Raw genomic sequence first — 18,777 nt, forward strand, 5'->3', positions numbered from 1 at the left:
CTCGCTACTGCGCGAAACAACGTTTCGCTCGCTCGGGTTGGGGCCTGGCTGGCTTGCTTTGCCGTTTTCGCTCTGGCCGGCTGCGCCGCTCGGCCGCCTGCGCCCGCCGTGTCCGCCAACCACGGTTGGACGAAGGACGAAGTATCGGACTCGTACGTATTCGGCTATCCGCTCGTGCTCATGACGAGCGCCCGTGCCGCGGCCAGCGCGCCGGGCGGCCCCGGCGTCAACAAGCTGCAGTACTCGCGGACGCTGCCGGCCGCGGACGATCCGGGCCTCCCGCCTCGCCCCGACGTCGATACGCTCGCCTCCTCCGGCTGGCTCGATCTGAGCAACGAACCCGTGCTGCTGACGCTGCCTGCCACGCGTGGACGATACCTCGATGCGCGCGTGCTCGACATGTGGACGAACGTCGTCTGGTCGACGGGTTCGCTCGAGAATGCACATGGGGCGCTCGCGAAGCCGCGCACGATCGCCTTCGTTGCGCCCGGATGGCAGGGTGGGCTGCCGGACGGCGTCGAGCGTGTCGAGGCACCGGGCAAGAGCCTTTGGCTTGCCGTGCGCGTCGCCGCGACGAGCCCGCGCGAGCTCGCCGCGGCACGCCGATTGCAAGAGGAAGTCCGCGTAACGCCGTTATCGGCGTTCGATGCCGAAGACAACGGAAGGCACAGGATCAAGCGTGTGAAGGGGACAAAGCGCGGAAGGCCGCTCGACGATGCGAGCGCGGATCGAGCGGACGACGATCCGCCGTCGTTCGACGATACGCCGGCGGGGCAGAGCGCCGCGGTGGCGTCGCTCGACGCGAACGCGTTTTTCGGCCGGCTTGCCGATGCGCTGCAGGACAACCCGCCTTCCCCGAACGATGCGCATGCATTGGAGATTCTGGCGGATCTGGGCGTGAAGCCCGGCGAGCCCTTGCATCTGCCGACGGGCGCGGCAGAGGCGATCGCGGGCGGTCTCGCCGAGGCGCGGGCGCGGATCGCGACGGCGCCGAACAACGCGCTGTCCGCGAATGGCTGGAGCTGGCTCGGCGATGGTCTCGGACACTACGACGACGACTATGCGCTACGCGCTTATGCTGCCTATGCGCAACCGGGCAGCGGCACGAAGGACGACCAGGTGGTGGCGACCGCCACGCTCGACGCGGATGGGAAGGGGCTGGACGGCAGCAACCGTTATGTGCTGCACTTCCCCGCGAAGGGGCTGCCGCCGGTGCGGGCGTTCTGGACGCTCACGGCTTACACGTTGGACGGTGCGCTAGTCCAAGGCGATTCTCGGCGCCGTTCGATCGCTTCGCGCGACGCGCTGCGTCGCAATCGTGACGGTTCGCTCGACGTTTATCTACAGGCGGACACGCCGGGCCGCGCCCGTCAGGCGAATTGGCTCCCGACGCCCGACGGCGCGTTCGAAGTCGTGATGCGGCTCTATGCGCCGCAGGGCCCGGCGATCGACGGCACCTGGGAGCCGCCGGCGCTCGTGCGTCAATAAACCGGAGCAGCGATGTCCAGCGAAACGAAGGCCGGCGTAGCGAAAACGTTCGTCAAGGTGCGCGAGGCGACCCATTCGCGCCGCCTACGCCGTATCGCGGTCGTAATCGTCGTACTGATCGTGCTCTATGGGCTGATCGGTTTCTTTGCCGCGCCGCCCCTCATTCGGCACATTGCCGAGCAGCAAATGAGCGAAGCGCTCGGGCGGCCCGCGCATATCGAGCGCGTCTCGCTGAACCCGTACACGCTGCGGCTCGAGGCAGATCGCATTCGCGTCGGCGAGCAAGGCGGCCCCGGCGATTTCGCGAGCATCGAGCGGCTCGTGGTCCAGGCATCGTGGTTCTCGCTGTTGCGTTTCGCGCCGATCGTCGACGAAGTCAAGGTCGATTCGCCGCACGCGAACATCGTGCGCTACGACGCCCAGCGCTTCAATTTCAGCGATATCGCCGACAAGTTCGCGAAAGAGCCGTCGAAGCCGTCGAAGGGGCCCGCGCTCTTTTCCGTATCGAACATCGATGTCGAGAACGGGCGTATCGATTTCGACGATCGGCTCGCCGGCCGCAAGCACGTCATCGATCGGCTTTCGCTCGGCGTGCCGTTCATCGCGACACTGCCGTCGAAGACCAATATCTTCGTCGATCCGCGCTTCATGGCGCGTGTCGACGGAAGCCCGATCCATATCGCAGGCAAGACGAAGCCCTTTGCCGCCTCGCGCGAATCGGAAATCGCGTTGAAGTTCGACGATCTCGACGTGCCGCAAATGTTGTCGTTCTCGCCGACGAAGCTGCCTGTGACCGTTGCAAGCGGCAAGCTCGCCGGCGATCTCACGCTGCGCTTCGTCATGACGGGCAGCGCGCCCGCGCTCACTGTCACGGGGACCACCGATCTCACCGATGCGCAAGTCGTCGACGAGCGCAAAGCGCCGCTTTTCGCCGCGCGCGCCGTGCATGTCGCGGCGGCGTCGCTCGAGCCGTTGCACAAAGTGTTCCGTTTCGACGAGATCCGGCTCGATCAGCCCTCGCTGCATCTCGCGCGCGAGCGCTCGGGCGACCTCAGCATCTCGCGCACACTGGCCGGATCGCCTTCGACAGCCGCCTCCTCCGCCGCGCCGGCATCGGCCCCCAGTGGGACGGCGAGCACCGCCACCGCGTCCGCGGCCTCCGCGGCCTCCGCCGCTTCCGCGGTCGGAGCAGCAGCGCAGGCCGTTCAGCCGCTCGACCTTTCGATCAAGCATTTCGCGCTCAACGATGGCGACATTGCGCTCGAGGATCATGCGCCGGCGCAACCGGTCTCCCTCGGATTCACGCACCTCGACGTGTCGCTCGACGGCTTCTCGACGGTGGGCGAAACGCCTGCGCACTACGACGTCCATACCGTGCTGGCGCAGGGCGGCACACTGGCCGCGACGGGGGCCTTGAGTCTTGCCGCGAAGTCTGCGGACCTCAAGCTGACGACCGATGGGCTTCCGCTCACGCTCGTGCAACCCTATCTGGCCGGTTCGACGTCCGCGCGCATCGAGGGCGGGACGCTCGGCACGGCCTTGACGCTCAAGGCCGACTGGTCGAAGACGCCGACGAACGTGCAGGTGGCCCAAAGCGACGTCACCGTGAAGTCGCTGAAGGCGACAGGCCCCGCCGTGGCCACCGGGCCGAATGCACCGACGCCCGCGCTCGCGCTCGACGAAGGACATGTGGCGATCAAGCAGGTGGACCTCGCCGCGCGCAAAGCCGACATTTCGGCCATCGACCTGGCGGGACTGTCGGTCAACGGAGCGCGCGCGAAGGATGGGCGCATCGATCTGATGGCGCTCGCGGGCTCGCCGCAGGAAGGGCAGACGTCTACGGCCAATACGCAGGCGCACGAGCAAAAGCCGCATGACCGCGAGCGAGCCGCGGCGCGAACAAGCGAAGGCGGCCCAGGCGGAAAGGAGCAGACGGCCGTGAACGCGCCGCCTGCGGCCGGCGCTCAATCCGGCTGGCACTATACGATCGGCGCCGTGCGGCTCAAGGACGGGTCGGCGCAGATCGTCGATGAGGTTCCGGCGCAGCCTGCCACGGTCCGGCTGTCGTCGATCCAGTTCGAAGCGCACGACGTCAGCGATGACATGCACCGCGCGTTGCCGATCAAGCTCGCCGCGACGCTGGGCGGCAAAGGCACGCTCGACGTTTCGGGCGACGTCACGCCGAGCCCGCTCGCGGCATCCGTGACGTTGCACGCGAATCGGCTCGACGTGTCTTCAGCGGAGCCGTATTTCGGCGAAGACCTCAACGCAAAGCTTGCGAGCGCTTTCCTGAACGCGGGCGGCGACGTCAAGCTCGGTATGGCGAACGATGCCCTGACGGCGACCTTCCGAGGAGGCGTGGCGCTCGTCGACGTGAAACTGCTCGACCGCACCACGTCGGCGCCGCTCGCCGGCTGGCGCGCGCTGTCGCTCGCCCGCATGAACGCCCGCTATGACGCGCACGGTACCGATGTCGACATTGGCCGCATCACGTTCTCGCAATTCTTCGGCAGCGTGCTGCTCGACGAGCAGGGCAAGCTCAACTTGCAGGATGTACTCGGCAATGAGCATAAGCCGTCGCCGGCAACGGGGACGACGGCTTCGCATCGCGGCAGCACGACCACGGTCGCCGAGGCGCCCAAGCCTGCACCATCGCAGAGCCAGCCGTCGTTCAAGGCTCACGTCGGCGAGATCGTGCTTCAGCAGGGGCACGTCAACTACACAGACCACTTCGTCAAGCCGAACTACACGGCGAACCTCGTCGACATCACCGGCACGATCGGCGCGTTCGGCACCGAAAAGCGCGCGCCCGCGCCCGTCGACGTCAGCGCGAACCTGGCCGGGAACGGGCCGATCACGATACGCGGCACGGCCGATCCGCTGGCGCCCAAGCCGTCGCTGGATCTCGGCGCGAGCGCGCACGAGATCGAGCTCAAGAGCCTGACGCCGTACTCGCTGAAGTACGCCGGCTATCCGATCACGAAAGGGCAGCTCAACGTCGATTTGCATTACAAGCTCGAGAATGATGTGCTGACGGCAAACAATCACATCTTCATTTCGCAGCTGACATTCGGCGATCACGTCGAGAACAGCACGGAGACGCATCTGCCGGTGAAACTCGCGATTGCGCTGCTGAAGAATCGCCGCGGTGAGATCGACGTGAACATACCTGTTTCGGGCTCGCTTTCGAATCCGCAATTCAGTATCGGCAGCGTGATCTGGGGCGCGATTCGGAATCTGATCGCGAAGGCCGTGACCGCGCCGTTCACGCTGCTTGCCAACGCGTTCGGCGGTGGCGGTCCGGACAGCGCGCATGCGGCCGAGCAACTGCACTACGTCGCGTTCACGCCGGGCTCAGCCGATCTGAGCGATGCGGCGCGCGGCAAGCTCGATACGATCGCGAAGCTGCTCACCGACAAGCCGGAAGTCAAGCTCGAATTGACGGGCCGTGCCGATCCGGCTATCGATACGCCGGGTCTGCGTCTTGCCTATGTCGACGATCTCGTCAAAAAGGAGAAGGCGCAGGATTTGGCGGCGAAAGGGCAGAAGGTCGACCTGTCGACGGTGAAGGTCGATCAAAGCGAATACAGCGATTACTTGAAGAAGGCCTATAAAGATGCCGACTTCAAGAAGCCGCGCAACTTTATCGGCATGACGAAGAGCATGCCCGACGACGACATGAAACGCATGCTTGCCAATCATGCGACTGTCGACGAGGCGAGCTTGCGCGCGCTCGCTGAGCGTCGCGCCGACGCTGTGCGTCAATATTTGATCGCGAAGGTCGACGCGCAGCGCATCACCATCGGTGCGCCGAAGCTCGACGCCAAGGAAGTCAAGGACAGCGGGCCGACGACGCGCGTCGACTTCGGCCTGCAGTAAGCGAGGGCACGGCGCGGCGGCTTGATGCCGACGCACCGTGCTTTTTTCATCTTATCTTGCAGCCGCACTTCGAAGCGCCGAGTCTGTGCCGGAAGAAGTCGAACCCTTCGTAAGTCGCGAATGCCACCTATCGCGCCGCGTTGGAGCAGTTTTCAAGTCCTGATGTCTTCGAGAAGCCCGGCCTGCTCATGACCCTCTGGACCGACGCGGTTATTCGTCGCGCCTGCTGCGCGTGATGCGCGGCGCTGATACACTACTCGCTTCCACTCACTCGACACGAACAGGGAGGCGTTAAATGGTAACGACAATGCTCGCGGCCACCCTGGGCATGCCTCGGTTCGTGACGCCACCTTTGCGACGTCTGTGGGGAAATCCCCTCGGAGGACGACCGTAGTTTTCACGGTTGGTTCGTCGCTTCACCTCGGCTTTCGCCCGGCGCTTCGCGCGAGTTCTCGCTTGCGTGGCTAGGGTTCCAGCATTCGCGCACGACGTTGTGCTGAGTCTTTCCGGCAGGTACGTTGCGCGCGGTTCGATGTTCGCGCGCCGTGCTTTTCGTATTTCGATTCGATGACCGCCAGCGCCCGGCGCGTGGCGGCTGAACATTTATGACCGCCAAGAATACTTTCGGCGCCCAGACGTTCAAGAGCGTCCTTGGGTACACGTTCTCTCATTGGAGCCGGCAGCGCGTGCGCATCGCCGTCATCGCGCTTTTCGCGCTGACGGGCGCGGTGGCCGACGTGCTGACCCCGCTTTTCGCGGGCCGTCTCGTCAACGCGCTCACGCATGGCTTGACGGACAAGCACGCGGCCCTTCACCCGGCGCTCGCGGCGTTTTCGGCGATGCTCGTGCTCGGGCTCGGCGGCGCGCTCGCGCGCTACTTGATGTTCGTGCAGATCATCGCATTGACGTTGCGGATGATGAGTGAAATCGCGGGCAACGCCTTCCACCGAGTCCAGCGCTTTTCGACCGATTGGCATGCGAACAGCTTTGCGGGCTCGACCGTCCGCAAGATCACGCGCGGAATGTGGGCGCTCGATTTGCTGAACGACACGGTCTTGATCGGCTTGCTGCCTTCGTTCGCGATGCTCGTCGGTGCTACGGTGCTGCTCGGCATGCATTGGCCTGCGATGGGTGCCGTCGTCGGCGCCGGCGCGCTGATCTATGTCGGCGTTACGGCCGGCTTGTCGCTCGGCGTCGTCGCGCCGGCGGCGCGGCTTGGCAATGCATGGGACACGCGGCTCGGCGGTGCGCTTGCCGATGCCGTCACCTGCAACTCCGTCGTCAAGGCGTTCGGCGCCGAGCTGCGCGAGGAGGCGAGGCTTTCGCGCGTCGTCGGAAAATGGCGCGACCGCACGCGGCGCGCGTGGCTGCGCGGTACGGCCAACGGCGGCGTGCAGAACGTGATGCTCGCATGTATGCAGGCTGCGATCCTCGGGGCGGCCTTGATCCTTTGGTTGAACGACAAGGCGAGCGTCGGCGACATCGCATTCGCGCTGACGATGTTCCTCGTGCTTCAGGGCTACCTGCGCGACGTCGGGATGCTCGTGCGCAACCTGCAGCGCTCAGTCAACGATATGGAAGAGCTCGTTGCGCTCGAGCGTCAGCCGCTAGGTATCGAAGACAAGCCGGGTGCGCCGCCGATCGTCATCGGCAAGGGCGATATCCGATTCGAGCACGTCACGTTTCGCTACGACGCGCACGCGGCGCCGCTCTATTCGAATTTCTCGGTGCGGATCGCTACGGGCGAGCGCGTGGGTCTGATTGGGCATTCGGGTTCCGGCAAAACGACGTTCATCAAGCTCATTCAGCGGCTCTACGACGTGTCGGGTGGCGCCATCACGATCGATGGACAGAACATTGCGGAAGTCGGACAAGCTTCGTTGCGCGCGCAGATTGCGATCGTCCAGCAGGAGCCGTTGCTGTTTCACCGCACGCTGGCGGAAAACATCGCCTATGCGAAGCCCGGCGCGACGCAAGAGGAGATCGAGCGCGCGGCTCGGCTCGCGAACGCGCACGATTTCATTTCGGGGTTGCCGAAGGGCTACGAGACGCTTGTTGGTGAGCGCGGCGTAAAGCTCTCGGGCGGCGAACGTCAGCGTGTCGCCATCGCACGCGCGTTTCTCGCCGATGCGCCCGTGCTGATCTTCGACGAGGCGACCTCGAGCCTCGACAGCGAAAGCGAGGCGTTGATCCAGCAGGCGATGGAACGGCTCATGGTCGGACGCACGACGATCGTTGTTGCACATCGTCTATCGACCGTACGCGCTTTGGATCGGTTGCTCGTGCTCGATAAGGGGAGAATCGTCGAGGAGGGCAGTCACGATACGTTGATTCGCATCGAGGGCGGGCTCTACCGGCGGCTCTTTGAGCGGCAGGCGCTCGAGTTGACGAAGGGAATGGATGCGGCGCGCAACGGGGTGATCGGTGAGTCGATGACGGAGGCGTGAGCCGGCGGGCTATTTGATGATCATTTCGAATGATCACGGTCCCTCGTGCTGGATTTGAATCGTGCGTTCGGCAACCTTGAAGCAATCACTCGCCACGGAGAAAGCCCGGAAGACAGGTTCGAGCGGATTATTCGGATTCATAGTCAGAAACATCCGTCAGCAGGTCAATGAACAGGCCTTCGTCAATGCGTTTCGGTCGACGGACTGTGGCCTCGATCCAGTACCAACCGTCCCCATCGACCCCGGCGAGCATGGGTGTTGGCGATGAGCCTATGGACTTCCCGCCAGATACGGTTTCTGTTGAATTTCCTGTGGCTTTTCCAACGTGGAATAGCAACGCATGTCTCGCCACTCGGCCGATCATGTCTACTCTCCCGCGTGCGCCTATGATCTTCGATCCGACAGGGACGATTTTGGCCACAGACACACCGTCCTTTGCTATGCAAAGACTCGGTGCCTCATATTCGGCCATCCTTTCCTCTCTGAGCGTTACCACACCCGTCTCCACTGACAGGCCATGTTTTTTGCACCAGCCGCTGGCTTCCATCAGGAAGGCTGTGACACGTTCCAAATACTCGTCGGGGTATAAAAGCGCGTGCTCAGTCACTGTTAGTCCTTGCATTTCACGATCCGTTCACTGTGCCCCTGCATCTGCTCGCGCGATTCGCATAGCGATCTTGCCAGTCAGAAGCGAGTGCTGATTCCTTGTGCGCGCATCAGAAGTCCAAGCTTAGCACTGACCCCATCTCAAAACATGCGATTTCCGGCGGCCTAGGACCGGCAGCGCCATACCGATCGCCGGTTCAGGCCGCCTTTGCCATAGCGGCAAAGGCGGCCTCCTGCGATGAGGGCTGTTGGGCCCTCAGCACCAGCCACATCGCGGAGCGCGCTCCTTTCTCCTTCAACGGCCTGTACACCACGCCATTGGCGTTCATGCTGCGCAGCGATTCCGGCACCAGCGCGACGCCGAGCCCCGCTGCAACGAGCCCGACGATCGTCGGCGCGGCGCGCGCTTCCTGCCCTATGCGCGGGGCGAAGCCGGCCTGCCGGCACAGCGCGAAGATCTGATCGTATACGCCAGTCCCGCTTTCACGCGGGTACATGACGAACGTCTCGTCCGCCAATGCGCCGATCGTGAGCGGCTTCGCGGCCGCTGCGAGCCGGTGATGAGGCGGCAGAGCGACGATGAGCGAGTCTTCGAACAAACGGGTCGCGCGCAGTGTCGGCGGCAGATCGGGGGCCGATATGCCGCGCACGATCGCAACATCGAGCCGCTGCTCGAGCAGTGCAGCCAGTTGCTCCTGCGTCGTCAGTTCCTCGATTCGCAGATGCACGCCCGGGAAACGCTGCCGATATTTCAGAATCAGACGCGGAATCAATGCAGTGAAGGCGGCCGACCCCGTCAATCCGACACGCAACTCTCCGATTTCGCCCCGTTGCGCGCGTGCCGCCACCGTCGATACCCGCTCGGCCTGCGCGAGCAGCGCGCGCGCCTCGGGCAACAACGCCTTGCCGGCCGGCGTCAAGTCCACGCGCCGGTTGCCGCGATCGAACAGTTGTGCACCGAGTTCCTCTTCGAGCACGCGAATCTGCTGACTGAGCGGCGGCTGCGCGATGTTCAGGCGCAGTGCGGCCCGGCCGAAATGCAGCGTCTCGGCCAGTACGACGAAGTAGCGGATGCGGCGCAAATCCATGATATCTCCCATGTATCAATCCGCGCGGAATCGATATTGGACGCGTATGCGGCGACGCGCGATTATTCCACATTGTCGAAGCACGCCGAGCAGGGCTCGAATATGACTGAACAAGACGTCGACCTTCTGGATCCACGAAGCGAGACCGCGCGGATGACGGCACGGCTTACCTCCGCCGCGGCGGTGAACGCCAAAATCGAGTTTGGCACGCCCGCATTCATCCGTACGAACTGCGCACTGTTCGCGGCCGGCTTTGCGACGTTCGCGCTGCTCTACTGCGTGCAGCCATTGATGCCGCTGTTTTCCGAGAGTTTTAACGTGAGCGCCGCAAGCGCCAGCCTCGCGCTGTCGCTGACCACCGGCTTGCTGGCGGTCTCGATGCTCGTTGCGGGCGTACTCTCGGAAACGTGGGGCCGCAAACCGATGATGGTCGGCTCATTGTTCATGTCAGCCGCGCTGGCCGCGCTCAGCGCGATACTGCCGCACTGGCATGCGTTGCTCGCCACTCGCGCGCTGATGGGCGTGGCGCTGAGCGGCTTGCCAGCCGTTGCAATGGCCTACGTCGGCGAAGAGATGCATCCGCGCTCGCTCGGTGTCGCGATGGGACTCTACGTTGGAGGCACCGGTCTGGGCGGCATGGCCGGGCGTCTGCTGACGGGCGTGGTGACGGACTTTTGGGGATGGCGCGCGGCCGTGATGACGATGGCAATGCTTGCAGTGTTGTGCGCGATCATCCTCTCGCGCTTCCTGCCTTCGTCGCGACATTTCACGCGACGCCCACTGCGCCTTATGCCGGTGGCCAGGACGTATGCGCTGCAGTTGCACGATGGTGCGTTACCGTGGCTGTTCGCGGAAGGCTTTCTGCTGATGGGCGCGTTTGTGACCGTCTACAACTACGTTGGCTACAGACTTGTCGCGCCGCCGTTCTCGATGGGTCAGACAGGAATCGGCCTGATCTTCGCCGTCTACCTATGCGGAATCGTCAGCTCGGCGTGGGTCGGCAGCCTGTCGGAAAGGCTCGGCCGGCAAACGTTGCTGCCGGCGACACTCGGTCTAATGCTGCTCGGCACCGCGCTCACGCGGGCCAATTCGCTGCCGGCGATCATCGCCGGTATCGCGGTGTTGACGATCGGGTTTTTCGGCTCGCATTCCGTCGCGAGCGCATGGATCGGGGCGCGCGCTCGGAGCAGCAAAGCTCAGGCTTCATCGATGTACCTCTTTGCCTACTACGTCGGATCGAGCGTGGTGGGGTCGGTCGGCGGCGTGTTCTGGAGTGTCGGCGGATGGCCCGGCGTGACAGGCATGACAGGATCGCTGCTCGTTATCGCGATTGCCATTGCGTTCAAGCTCCGCGCCATCACCATGCAAGCCGCGGGTTCACACTGAAGCCGAGCGGGTCAAAATGACCAAGTCTACGAAAACAATGCCGAAGCATCGAGATCGGACATTTTGTCCAACTCGTCGCGGCGTGTATCGCAGATTCGCCTGATCGTCGCGCCTTGTGTGACCCATACCGCGAGAGAGATGGCTGCGAGGCTACCGAGCGCAACGAAGGCGGCCGGATAGCCGAAGCGGCTGGCGAGCCATCCTCCAAGCAACGGACTCAGGCAACCGCCCGCGGCCTCTACACTTTTCACGGCTCCCTGACCTAGGTTCACCCGTCCGGTTCCGTGCAACAGGTGCACAACCAATGCCGGTATCGCAACGCTTTGCAGGCCGGACCCGAGTCCGTCGAAAATCTGTACGGGCAGTATTCCCCACACCGCCGTCAGCCATGCCGCGGTCAATCCTCGCAGCGGAAGCGTAACCAGCGTGACGAGGATGACCCACCAGAAACCCCAGCGCCGGATGACGCGGCTGGCATAGACGGCAGCGGTCAGCATCACGACCTGGGAAATGATGATATTGGCCGCTGTGATCCCGCTTGCACTGCGGTGGTGAGCCGCTGCTTGTGCAAGGCTGTAAAGCGGCAGCATGGCGGAGTTGCCGAGGCTGAACGCTGCGAGTGCGATGGCAAGCAACACGAGCGGGCGGCAGCGAAACACGGCGCGCATGCTCTCCGCGCACACCTGAGATTTGTCCGCATCGTCTTCGTGTACGAGTCCACGCGCATAGTGCCGATGGACCGCGCGCGCGGGAATCAGCAGGACGGATACGATGCACGCGACGCCGAATGCCGCGGCAAGCGCGAACACCCAGATGATGCCGAGCCACCAGCCGATCGCGCCGGACAATGCAGCCGCCGCGATGTTTCCCGCGTGGTTCGCCACCTGATTCCGGCCGTACTGGCGGTCGAAATTTTTCCGGCCGGTCATTCCGAGCGTCAGTCCCGTCAGTGCAGTGCCCATGACCGAGCCGGCAACGGCCGTCGCGATCTGCGAAAACGCGATCGGCCAGTAACCGCGGGACAACCAGATAACGCACGCGGCAACGATCGTCAGGGAGCTGGCGCCAACCACCACTGCGCGTCGATGACAGGTGGCATCGACGAGCGCGCCGGCCGGCACCGTCGCGATCACTCCGACGATCGCCCCCAAGGTCAGCACGGTGCCGATCATGTCGGGGGTCCATCCGTGTTCTTGCAGGTAGATGCCGAGAAACGGACCCGCGCCTGCCTGCACATCCGCGGCGAAGAAACTGACTGCCAGTAGGGGGATGCTCGGCTTCGTTTTGCGTCCTTCCATTATTGACGGGCGCGATCGATGAACTGCTGTCGTTCCGGCGCCCGTCCGCGCATTGCGCGAAGACCAGTGCGTAACGTCCACGAAGCATCATCCGTGCCCGGGCGCACCCAGCGTCCGTTGTTAGACTAGACGACACGTGCGAGATCGCAACGACACCTTGGAGATTGGCACAATGGCGCTCAAGCGGATGGACAACGTAGGAATCGTCGTCGAAGACCTCGCAGGGACGATTGATTTCTTTCGCGAACTCGGCCTTGAACTCGAGGGGCGGGCCACGATCGACGGAGAATGGGCGGGACGTGTTACTGGGCTCGGCGATCAGCGTGTCGAGATTGCGATGATGGGCACGCCGGACGGCCACAGCCGGCTCGAGCTCTCCCGGTTCATCACGCCGGCAGTCGTCACCGATCACCGGAACGACCCGGTCAACGCCCTAGGCTATCTTCGCGTCATGTTCGCCGTCGATGACATCGACGAGACGCTCGAACGGCTGCGCATGCGCGGTGCGCAGCTCGTGGGCGAGGTGGTCCGGTATAAAGACGCGTATCGGCTTTGCTACATCCGCGGGCCCGAAGGGCTTCTCATTGGGCTCGCCCAAGAGCTCAGCTGAGCGCAGCACGAGGACAGATCGGCTGCCGCGAATGTCAGGTCACTCCGACAACGACAGGTACGGCGACGTGAGGGGTCTCGGCGGGAACGGCTGCAGGCCCATTTCCTTCGTGAAGCTGTAGCGCAGATATACGGCCGCAATCCATTCACGGTACTGATATGCGTTGCCGAGCGAGGCTGTTGCGCCAAGCGACAGTTGCGGGGCGAAGCGGTATTCGGCCTCTGCTTTCAAAGAGTACGCGAGACCGGTCTTGCTCGTGCCAGGATAGGTGAGCTGCGAATCAGGGGCGTTGGTATCGTTGGCTTTGCCCTGAACAGACGCGTTATCAGACAGCACGAAGTAATTCGAGCCCTTGTTGCGGAAGTGCTGGACGCCGACCGAGCCGAGCAGGTCATACGTGAAATTGCCGTTGCGCCCGGTCCATTCGACCGGGAAGTTCAGGATGATATATTGCTGCGGGCTGAAGTAGCCCCCTTGCCCGTAGGTGTAGTAAGAAAGGTCCTTGGCGTAACGCATCAGCGTCGTATTGGCACCGATCGTAAGTGTCTGATCGGCGTCTTTATAGACGCGGGAGTAAAAGCCGCCTCCTCCCTTCAACGCATTGTTCGATGCGACGTTGTCGCCCTGATAAAACTGGTATGACGCGTTCACGTATGCACCGTTGGTCCCGTCATCCCAATCCAACGCGGCCAGTCCCCCGTTCGAAGTTACACCGCCCCACTTCACGGTAGAGCCCGAGTTCGGATCGAAATAGCGCGTGCCAGCGTAAGACAGCATGCTATCCGTCACGGCTCTCCGGGCCACTTCGAGCGAGTAGGTGAGCTTATCGGTAACTGCGCCCCGATACTTGAGCCCGCCGATAGCGTTCATCTCGACGAAGCCGAGCGGGGTAACGCCGGCATCGCCGCTCCAGGAGCGACTCTCGTAGCCGATCGAAAGTCCGACGCCGCTCGCATTCTGCGCGCCATAGGTGCTCGGCGTGTAATTGGCGCCGCCGGTTCCAAACCGAGCGATCGCATTCGGAGTGTTGGCCGCTGTTCCCGCATCGAGCAGAATGGGTGTCGCCGTTACGACGATGTGGCCATTGCCCGCTTTAATACGTCCTTGGATCGGGGCTTCGATGTCGGTCAGGTTGGACAGTCCGTCCTCGCCGTCTCGATTGCGAAATACGACGCCGCCAGAGACAGTGCTCGCTCGTTCGCGGTCGATATCGGCAAGTTCGTCAGCGACGCTCGTCGTTTGCGAACTAGCGCCGGTCGCACTGTCCACGTTAGCGTCCGCACTCATCTCGTCGGCGTAGCCTCGCGGCATAGCTTGCTGAGCATAGTAGGGCTGCCCATATCCGGCCGGCGGTTGAGGAACATATGCCTGCTGCGACTGCACAGGGTACGGCGGCTGCGGCATATACGGCTGTTGCGCGGCATACGCCGGTTGCGGCACGGGTGCGTACGGTGTGTACGGCTGCGGCTGCTGCCGATACGCGGCCTGGCGCGGGTACGGCTGCCCATAGACAGGCTGCTGCGCATACCCCTGCTGCTGTGCGTACGCAGGCTGGCGCGCATAGGCGGGCTGTGGTGCGTAAGGATACGGCTGTTGCGCGTATGCCGGCTGTTGCTGCGGATAGCCCGGTTGCCCGTAATACGGCTGCGGCGCATATCCGGCCGGCATGCCGTTCGCTCGTGCGTAAGCGCCGCGCGTCGTCCCATTAGCCGCTGAGCCCGCGTTTTTGCGCGCCGCTGTCTTCTTGTTGCCGCGTTGAGCTTCCTGCGTTCCAGCAGGCATCCCCTGACCATACGGCGCCCCTGCGGGATACGCCTGTGCCATCTGCGCATCCTGCGCGGCCGGCGACATGGGCCAAGGCGTCGGCGCGTAGCCGTCAGGCACACCTACATACGGTGCGGCGCCCGCCGCTCCCGATTCGGCGGCACCGTAAATCTCAGGACCATACCCCCCGGCGGGCGCCGCTGTCGGCGCGTTATACGGAGCGACGTAGGGAGCGGGCTCGAGCCCCGGCTGAGAGGCAGGCTGGGAAACCGGCGGATAGTAAGGCACGTTTTGCCTCGGAGTAGAAGGCGATAAGAAGGCAGGGAGTGTCGGCAAAGCACTGCGCGCGCCGCCGTTCGCATCTGCCGATGCGTCGGCGTCGAGACTCGCCGATTGCGCTGCGCCGGCAACGGGCGTCTTCCCCACGAACGGGTTCGTGCCCGGCAGCGGCGCGGTGCCGATCCGTTGCATCGCGATCTGCCAATTGCGCGGCACGTTGCTGAAGCGGTCGGCGCGTCCGGCCTGATTACCGGCCGAACTGTTCGCGGCGATCAGCGAGCGTCGGAGGTAGAGCGCCGCATGCGAGAGATCCCCCTCGGCCCGGTACATGCGGCCGACAGCGGCGAGCGTCTGCGGATCGTTCGGCGCCGCATTGAGCGCCTTCCGAGCGAGCGATTTCGCATAGTCGAACTGCTTCACGCCGCTAGCGGCCCCGATCGCGGCCAACAGCAATCCCTGATCGTCGGGGCGGCGCGCGAGCGCCGCACGGTAATTCGCGAGCGCGTTGGCATCATCGCCGGCGCTCGAGTAGAGCCGGCCCAGTGCAGCTTCGAGGTCCGGCTCGTCGGGCATGGCCGCAAGCCACGGCGACATGACGTCGTAAGCACCGGCGAGATCGCCACGCTCGCGGACAGCGTCCGTTCTCTGCACGACGATCGCAATGTTGAGTTTGTCGAGGTCGGCATGCTGGGCCGCCGTCAGCGGCATTGCCGCGAGTCGGCGCATGACGTCGTCGCGCTCGGCGTCTTGCCGCGCCGCGAGCGCGATGCCCGCGTATTGCAAGAGGACGTCGGCGCTGCCGGGCGCCGCATGGGCGGCGTCGCGAACGAGCGCAAGCGCCTGGCCCGCGTCGCCGATCTGCAGATAGCCCGTTGCGATCGCGCCGATCAATTCGGCATTGCCGCCTGCGGCAGGCAGCGCCGAACGCAGCGTCGCCGCGGCATCCTGTGGCCGGCCCTCGCGAGCGAGCTGCGCCGCGAGCTCGGCTTGCTGGTGTACCCAGAGACGGTGCTGCAGCGTCGCCATCGCATCGGTTCGCTGTTTCGCCGGCACCTTCTCGAGCAGCGCGAGTCCCTTCGACCAATCGTGCGTTTCCGCGGCAAGCAACGCGCTTGCGTAGATCGCATCGGGCATATCGGGGTTCGTCGCAAGCAACCCGTCCATGATGCTGCGCGCGTTGCCGAGGGCGCCCTCGCGTACGTAGATGCGCGCAAGGTCGAGACGCAGCCATGCGTCCGTCGGGTTACTCGCGAGCGCATCTTCGAAGAGGCTGCGCGCCGTGCCGAGGTCGCCACGCGCTTCGGCCGCGCGCGCCTGTCCGGCCTCGACGGTGCCGCGCAACCGATCGATGCCCCCGGCCTTTGCCTGCTGCTCGGTCGTGAGCTTGCTCGCGAGCGCAAGCGCTTCACTGGCGCGGCCTTGCGCGGCCAGCGCGCCGATGAGTCCGCGGATCGCATCGGGATTGTCCGCCTGCCGGCGCAGCGCCATCCGGTACGCCTGCTCGGCGCCGGAAGCATCGCGATTGGCGAGCAGCATGTCCGCGAGCAGCACTTGAGCCGTGACGTCCGACGGATCGAGCGCGATGGCGCGCTCGAAGAGTGTCTTTGCTTTCGCGTACTCGCCGTTGCTGCGCGCGCCGATCGCCTCGCTCGTGTAGCTCCAATAGGTTGCGCTCTGCAAAGAGCTCTTCCAGCGTGCGGGGTTGGCGCTTCGCGCGCTCGCACGCTCGAGATCGTTGCGTGCCTCCGCAAAACGCTCTTGCTTGAGCGCGACGATGCCCATGCCGCCAAGCGCGTCGGGATCCTCGGGCGACTTCGAGAGGATCGCCGTGAATTGCCGCTTCGCGGACTCGAGATCCCCGCGGTTCAGCGCATCGAAGGCATCGGCAATCGCACGTCCGTGCGCGCTTGCCGCCGCGGCTTGCTGCGCGCGCGTCCGCGCTTCTTTATCCTGCTCGACCATCGACTCGTAGCGCGCTCTCACCGCCACGTCGTCGCCTGCAACATGCAGGTAGTCCTGGTACAACGCAGCATCCGACGCGCGTGCGCCGAGCCAGAGCAACGCCTGGCGCCAGCTTCGGCGCGCGGCCTCGCCGGTCGTGGCATCGTTCGCGAGCTTTTCGAGCCGCGCGATGCCTTCCCGGCGCGTCGCGTCGCGATACGTGAGATGTTGCGCGTAAGCGAGCGCATAGCGCGGATCGTCGGTATGCTCGCGCGCGAGCTGCTCGAGACCGCGGCGCGCCTCGTCCCACCCCTGCGGCGTCGCCGCGAGCGCCTGGTAGTACTCGAGCTGCAGCTCGGCCGACGCGGGCTTGCCCGTCAGCGCTCGCTGGTACTCCTGCGCCGCCGCCGTGTTCTGGCCGCTTTGCGCGAGACGTCGCGCCTCGTTGACGGCCTGATCCCGCGGACTGAAGATGCCCAAGCGGCGCGCGAGCTCGTCGAGCTCCGGATAGTTCGGCGCCACTTGGCGCAGGTGTTCGAGATACTGCTGCGCCTCGCCGACGTTCTTGCGGTCGGCAAGGACGATACCCATCCCGTAGAGCGCATCGGGCTGGTTGGGATCGATGCCGAGCACCTTGCGCCATGCTTGCTCGGCGAGATCGCCGCGCCGATGCGCCTGCCAATACTTGCCCTGCGAGATGAGGACATTCATCGGATCGATTTTGGCCGGCGCCGTCTGCGCGCGCGGGGTGTTCGTCGCCCCGCAGGCCGCGGCAACGCTCAATGCGAGTGCAAGGGACTTCAGCCGCATGCAGGTCTCCAATTCGGCACGAGACGGCCGTCTACGTCGAAGCGGAAGCGGCCGTCGATGAATCCGGTGCCGAACAAGCCCAGCACGCGATCGTAGTAAAGGGGTTGCTTGTCGGGCGCATCGCCGTCGAGCACTGAGAGGTGCAGGCGCGCAAGCGAGGCATTACGCTTGTCGCCGAGCGCGGAAAAGTACGGCGCCAGCGCGCCCCAGTACGAGAGCGGACCTTCGCCGCTCGCCGTTCCGGTTGCGGTCGCGACTTTCTCGGGCGGAAAGCCTGTGCTGTCCACGCGCGCGCGCATGCCGCCGAGGGCGGCGAGCCAGGGCTTGGCAAGCGCGTCGCTGGAGGCGGTCAGGCCGGCCCACAGGTAGACGCGAATCGCGTCGTAGCTCCCCGTATCGCCCTTTTGCGGGTCGACGCCGAAGCGGCCCTGCTGCCAGGCGGCCCAGTCGGGTGCAAATCCCTGCGGCGCGGTCGCCTTGATGAGGGTCAACGAGTTGTTCGCGACGGTATTCCACGGCCCCTTGGGCGCCGCATGCGCGAGGCGGCGCAAGACCGGCAGCGGCATATAGCTGGGATTGACGCGCGTGACGCCATCTTTGACGAAGCCGTGCGGGCCCGGCAGCAGCATCGTGCCGAGACCCGGCAGGTCCGTGACTTCGTCGCTCGCGATGCGTTGCGCGAGTGCCTCGCCCAATTGCCGATACTCGGGCTCACGCCAAAGGCGGCCCGCCTCGATGAGATCGTAGGCGAGCCAGAGATCCGCATCGGCGGCCGAATTCGGATCGAGCACGCCCCACGAGCCGTCGGGCCTGCGGCCCCACAGCCATGCCGGCAGTGCTACGGCGGTCGCATCGAAGCGGTTCGACGCGAGATTCGCTCGCGTCCAGCCAAGCAGTCGGTCGAACGTGGCGCGGTCGTTCGCGACGAGCGCGAAGAACATGGCGTAGGCCTGTCCTTCGGTCGTCGTTTGTTGCGCGGGCGTCGACGCATCGATGACGCGACCGTCGCCGGAGACATCACGCTCGATAAAGAGGCGATAGGCGTGCCAGTCGTCGCACTGCGCGGCGACATGCGAGGCCGGCTCGGGCGGATTGGCCGCGTGCGCCGCATGGCCTTGGCCGAGCGATAGCGCGAGGGCGATGGTTTGCACCAGGGCTGATCTTGTTGCCATTTCAGCCGC

At 64.7% G+C, this 18,777-nt stretch carries 10 protein-coding genes; 5 read left to right on the forward strand and 5 right to left on the reverse strand.

Annotated elements, in window-relative coordinates; translation table 11 throughout:
• The first annotated feature begins 108 nt into the window (after positions 1-108).
• From C9I57_RS03230 to C9I57_RS03245, 3 genes are all read left to right on the forward strand, one after another.
• Positions 109-1,488, forward strand: coding sequence for a DUF1254 domain-containing protein (locus C9I57_RS03230; RefSeq protein ID WP_107149278.1), 1,380 nt, complete (start codon positions 109-111; stop codon positions 1,486-1,488).
• Between the two features lie 12 nt (positions 1,489-1,500).
• Complete coding sequence (locus C9I57_RS03235) at positions 1,501-5,367, forward strand: DUF748 domain-containing protein (protein WP_107149160.1); 3,867 nt, start codon at positions 1,501-1,503, stop codon at positions 5,365-5,367.
• A 605-nt stretch (positions 5,368-5,972) separates the two neighbouring features.
• Positions 5,973-7,814, forward strand: a complete 1,842-nt coding sequence (locus C9I57_RS03245; protein WP_107149162.1) for an ABC transporter ATP-binding protein — start codon at positions 5,973-5,975, stop codon at positions 7,812-7,814.
• Positions 7,815-7,941: 127 nt separating this feature from the next.
• On the opposite strand, the gene C9I57_RS03250 is transcribed toward C9I57_RS03245, so the two are convergent.
• Both C9I57_RS03250 and C9I57_RS03255 read right to left on the reverse strand, forming a co-directional pair.
• Entirely contained in the window at positions 7,942-8,436 is a 495-nt protein-coding gene (locus C9I57_RS03250; protein ID WP_107149163.1) for a hypothetical protein, read from the reverse strand.
• 181 nt (positions 8,437-8,617) lie between these two features.
• The gene (locus C9I57_RS03255) at positions 8,618-9,508 is read right to left on the reverse strand and encodes a LysR substrate-binding domain-containing protein (RefSeq protein WP_107149164.1); all 891 of its coding nucleotides are present in this window, start codon (positions 9,506-9,508) and stop codon (positions 8,618-8,620) included.
• A 102-nt stretch (positions 9,509-9,610) separates the two neighbouring features.
• Here C9I57_RS03255 and C9I57_RS03260 point away from each other — a divergent pair, with 102 nt between their 5' ends.
• A complete protein-coding gene (locus C9I57_RS03260) occupies positions 9,611-10,894 on the forward strand; it encodes an MFS transporter (RefSeq protein WP_181321703.1) in 1,284 nt (427 codons plus the stop codon).
• Positions 10,895-10,920: 26 nt separating this feature from the next.
• On the opposite strand, the gene C9I57_RS03265 is transcribed toward C9I57_RS03260, so the two are convergent.
• Positions 10,921-12,192 carry an MFS transporter gene (locus tag C9I57_RS03265; protein WP_107149165.1) on the reverse strand — a complete coding sequence of 424 codons (1,272 nt, stop codon included), beginning with the start codon at positions 12,190-12,192 and terminating at the stop codon, positions 10,921-10,923.
• A gap of 172 nt (positions 12,193-12,364) precedes the next feature.
• Here C9I57_RS03265 and C9I57_RS03270 point away from each other — a divergent pair, with 172 nt between their 5' ends.
• The gene (locus C9I57_RS03270; protein WP_107149166.1) at positions 12,365-12,802 is read left to right on the forward strand and encodes a VOC family protein; all 438 of its coding nucleotides are present in this window, start codon (positions 12,365-12,367) and stop codon (positions 12,800-12,802) included.
• A gap of 39 nt (positions 12,803-12,841) precedes the next feature.
• Here the strand turns inward: C9I57_RS03270 and C9I57_RS03275 are convergent, their stop codons facing one another.
• A complete protein-coding gene (locus C9I57_RS03275) occupies positions 12,842-17,596 on the reverse strand; it encodes a cellulose synthase subunit BcsC-related outer membrane protein (protein ID WP_107149167.1) in 4,755 nt (1,584 codons plus the stop codon).
• A complete protein-coding gene (gene bcsZ, locus C9I57_RS03280; RefSeq protein WP_107149168.1) occupies positions 17,587-18,768 on the reverse strand; it encodes a cellulose synthase complex periplasmic endoglucanase BcsZ in 1,182 nt (393 codons plus the stop codon). Before bcsZ ends, C9I57_RS03275 begins: the two co-directional genes overlap by 10 nt.
• Positions 18,769-18,777 lie beyond the last annotated feature (9 nt).

Source organism: Trinickia symbiotica, from assembly GCF_003028655.1.
Lineage (GTDB): Bacteria > Pseudomonadota > Gammaproteobacteria > Burkholderiales > Burkholderiaceae > Trinickia > Trinickia symbiotica_A.

Bases quoted from the DNA above. Each gene is read 5' to 3' on its own strand.
- C9I57_RS03235 (WP_107149160.1), top strand. From the start codon at position 1,501: ATGTCCAGCGAAACGAAGGCCGGCGTAGCGAAAACGTTCGTCAAGGTG.
- C9I57_RS03245 (WP_107149162.1), top strand. From the start codon at position 5,973: ATGACCGCCAAGAATACTTTCGGCGCCCAGACGTTCAAGAGCGTCCTT.
- C9I57_RS03250 (WP_107149163.1), bottom strand. From the start codon at position 8,436: ATGCAAGGACTAACAGTGACTGAGCACGCGCTTTTATACCCCGACGAG.
- C9I57_RS03255 (WP_107149164.1), bottom strand. From the start codon at position 9,508: ATGGATTTGCGCCGCATCCGCTACTTCGTCGTACTGGCCGAGACGCTG.
- C9I57_RS03260 (WP_181321703.1), top strand. From the start codon at position 9,611: ATGACTGAACAAGACGTCGACCTTCTGGATCCACGAAGCGAGACCGCG.
- C9I57_RS03265 (WP_107149165.1), bottom strand. From the start codon at position 12,192: ATGGAAGGACGCAAAACGAAGCCGAGCATCCCCCTACTGGCAGTCAGT.
- C9I57_RS03270 (WP_107149166.1), top strand. From the start codon at position 12,365: ATGGCGCTCAAGCGGATGGACAACGTAGGAATCGTCGTCGAAGACCTC.
- C9I57_RS03275 (WP_107149167.1), bottom strand. From the start codon at position 17,596: ATGCGGCTGAAGTCCCTTGCACTCGCATTGAGCGTTGCCGCGGCCTGC.
- bcsZ (WP_107149168.1), bottom strand. From the start codon at position 18,768: ATGGCAACAAGATCAGCCCTGGTGCAAACCATCGCCCTCGCGCTATCG.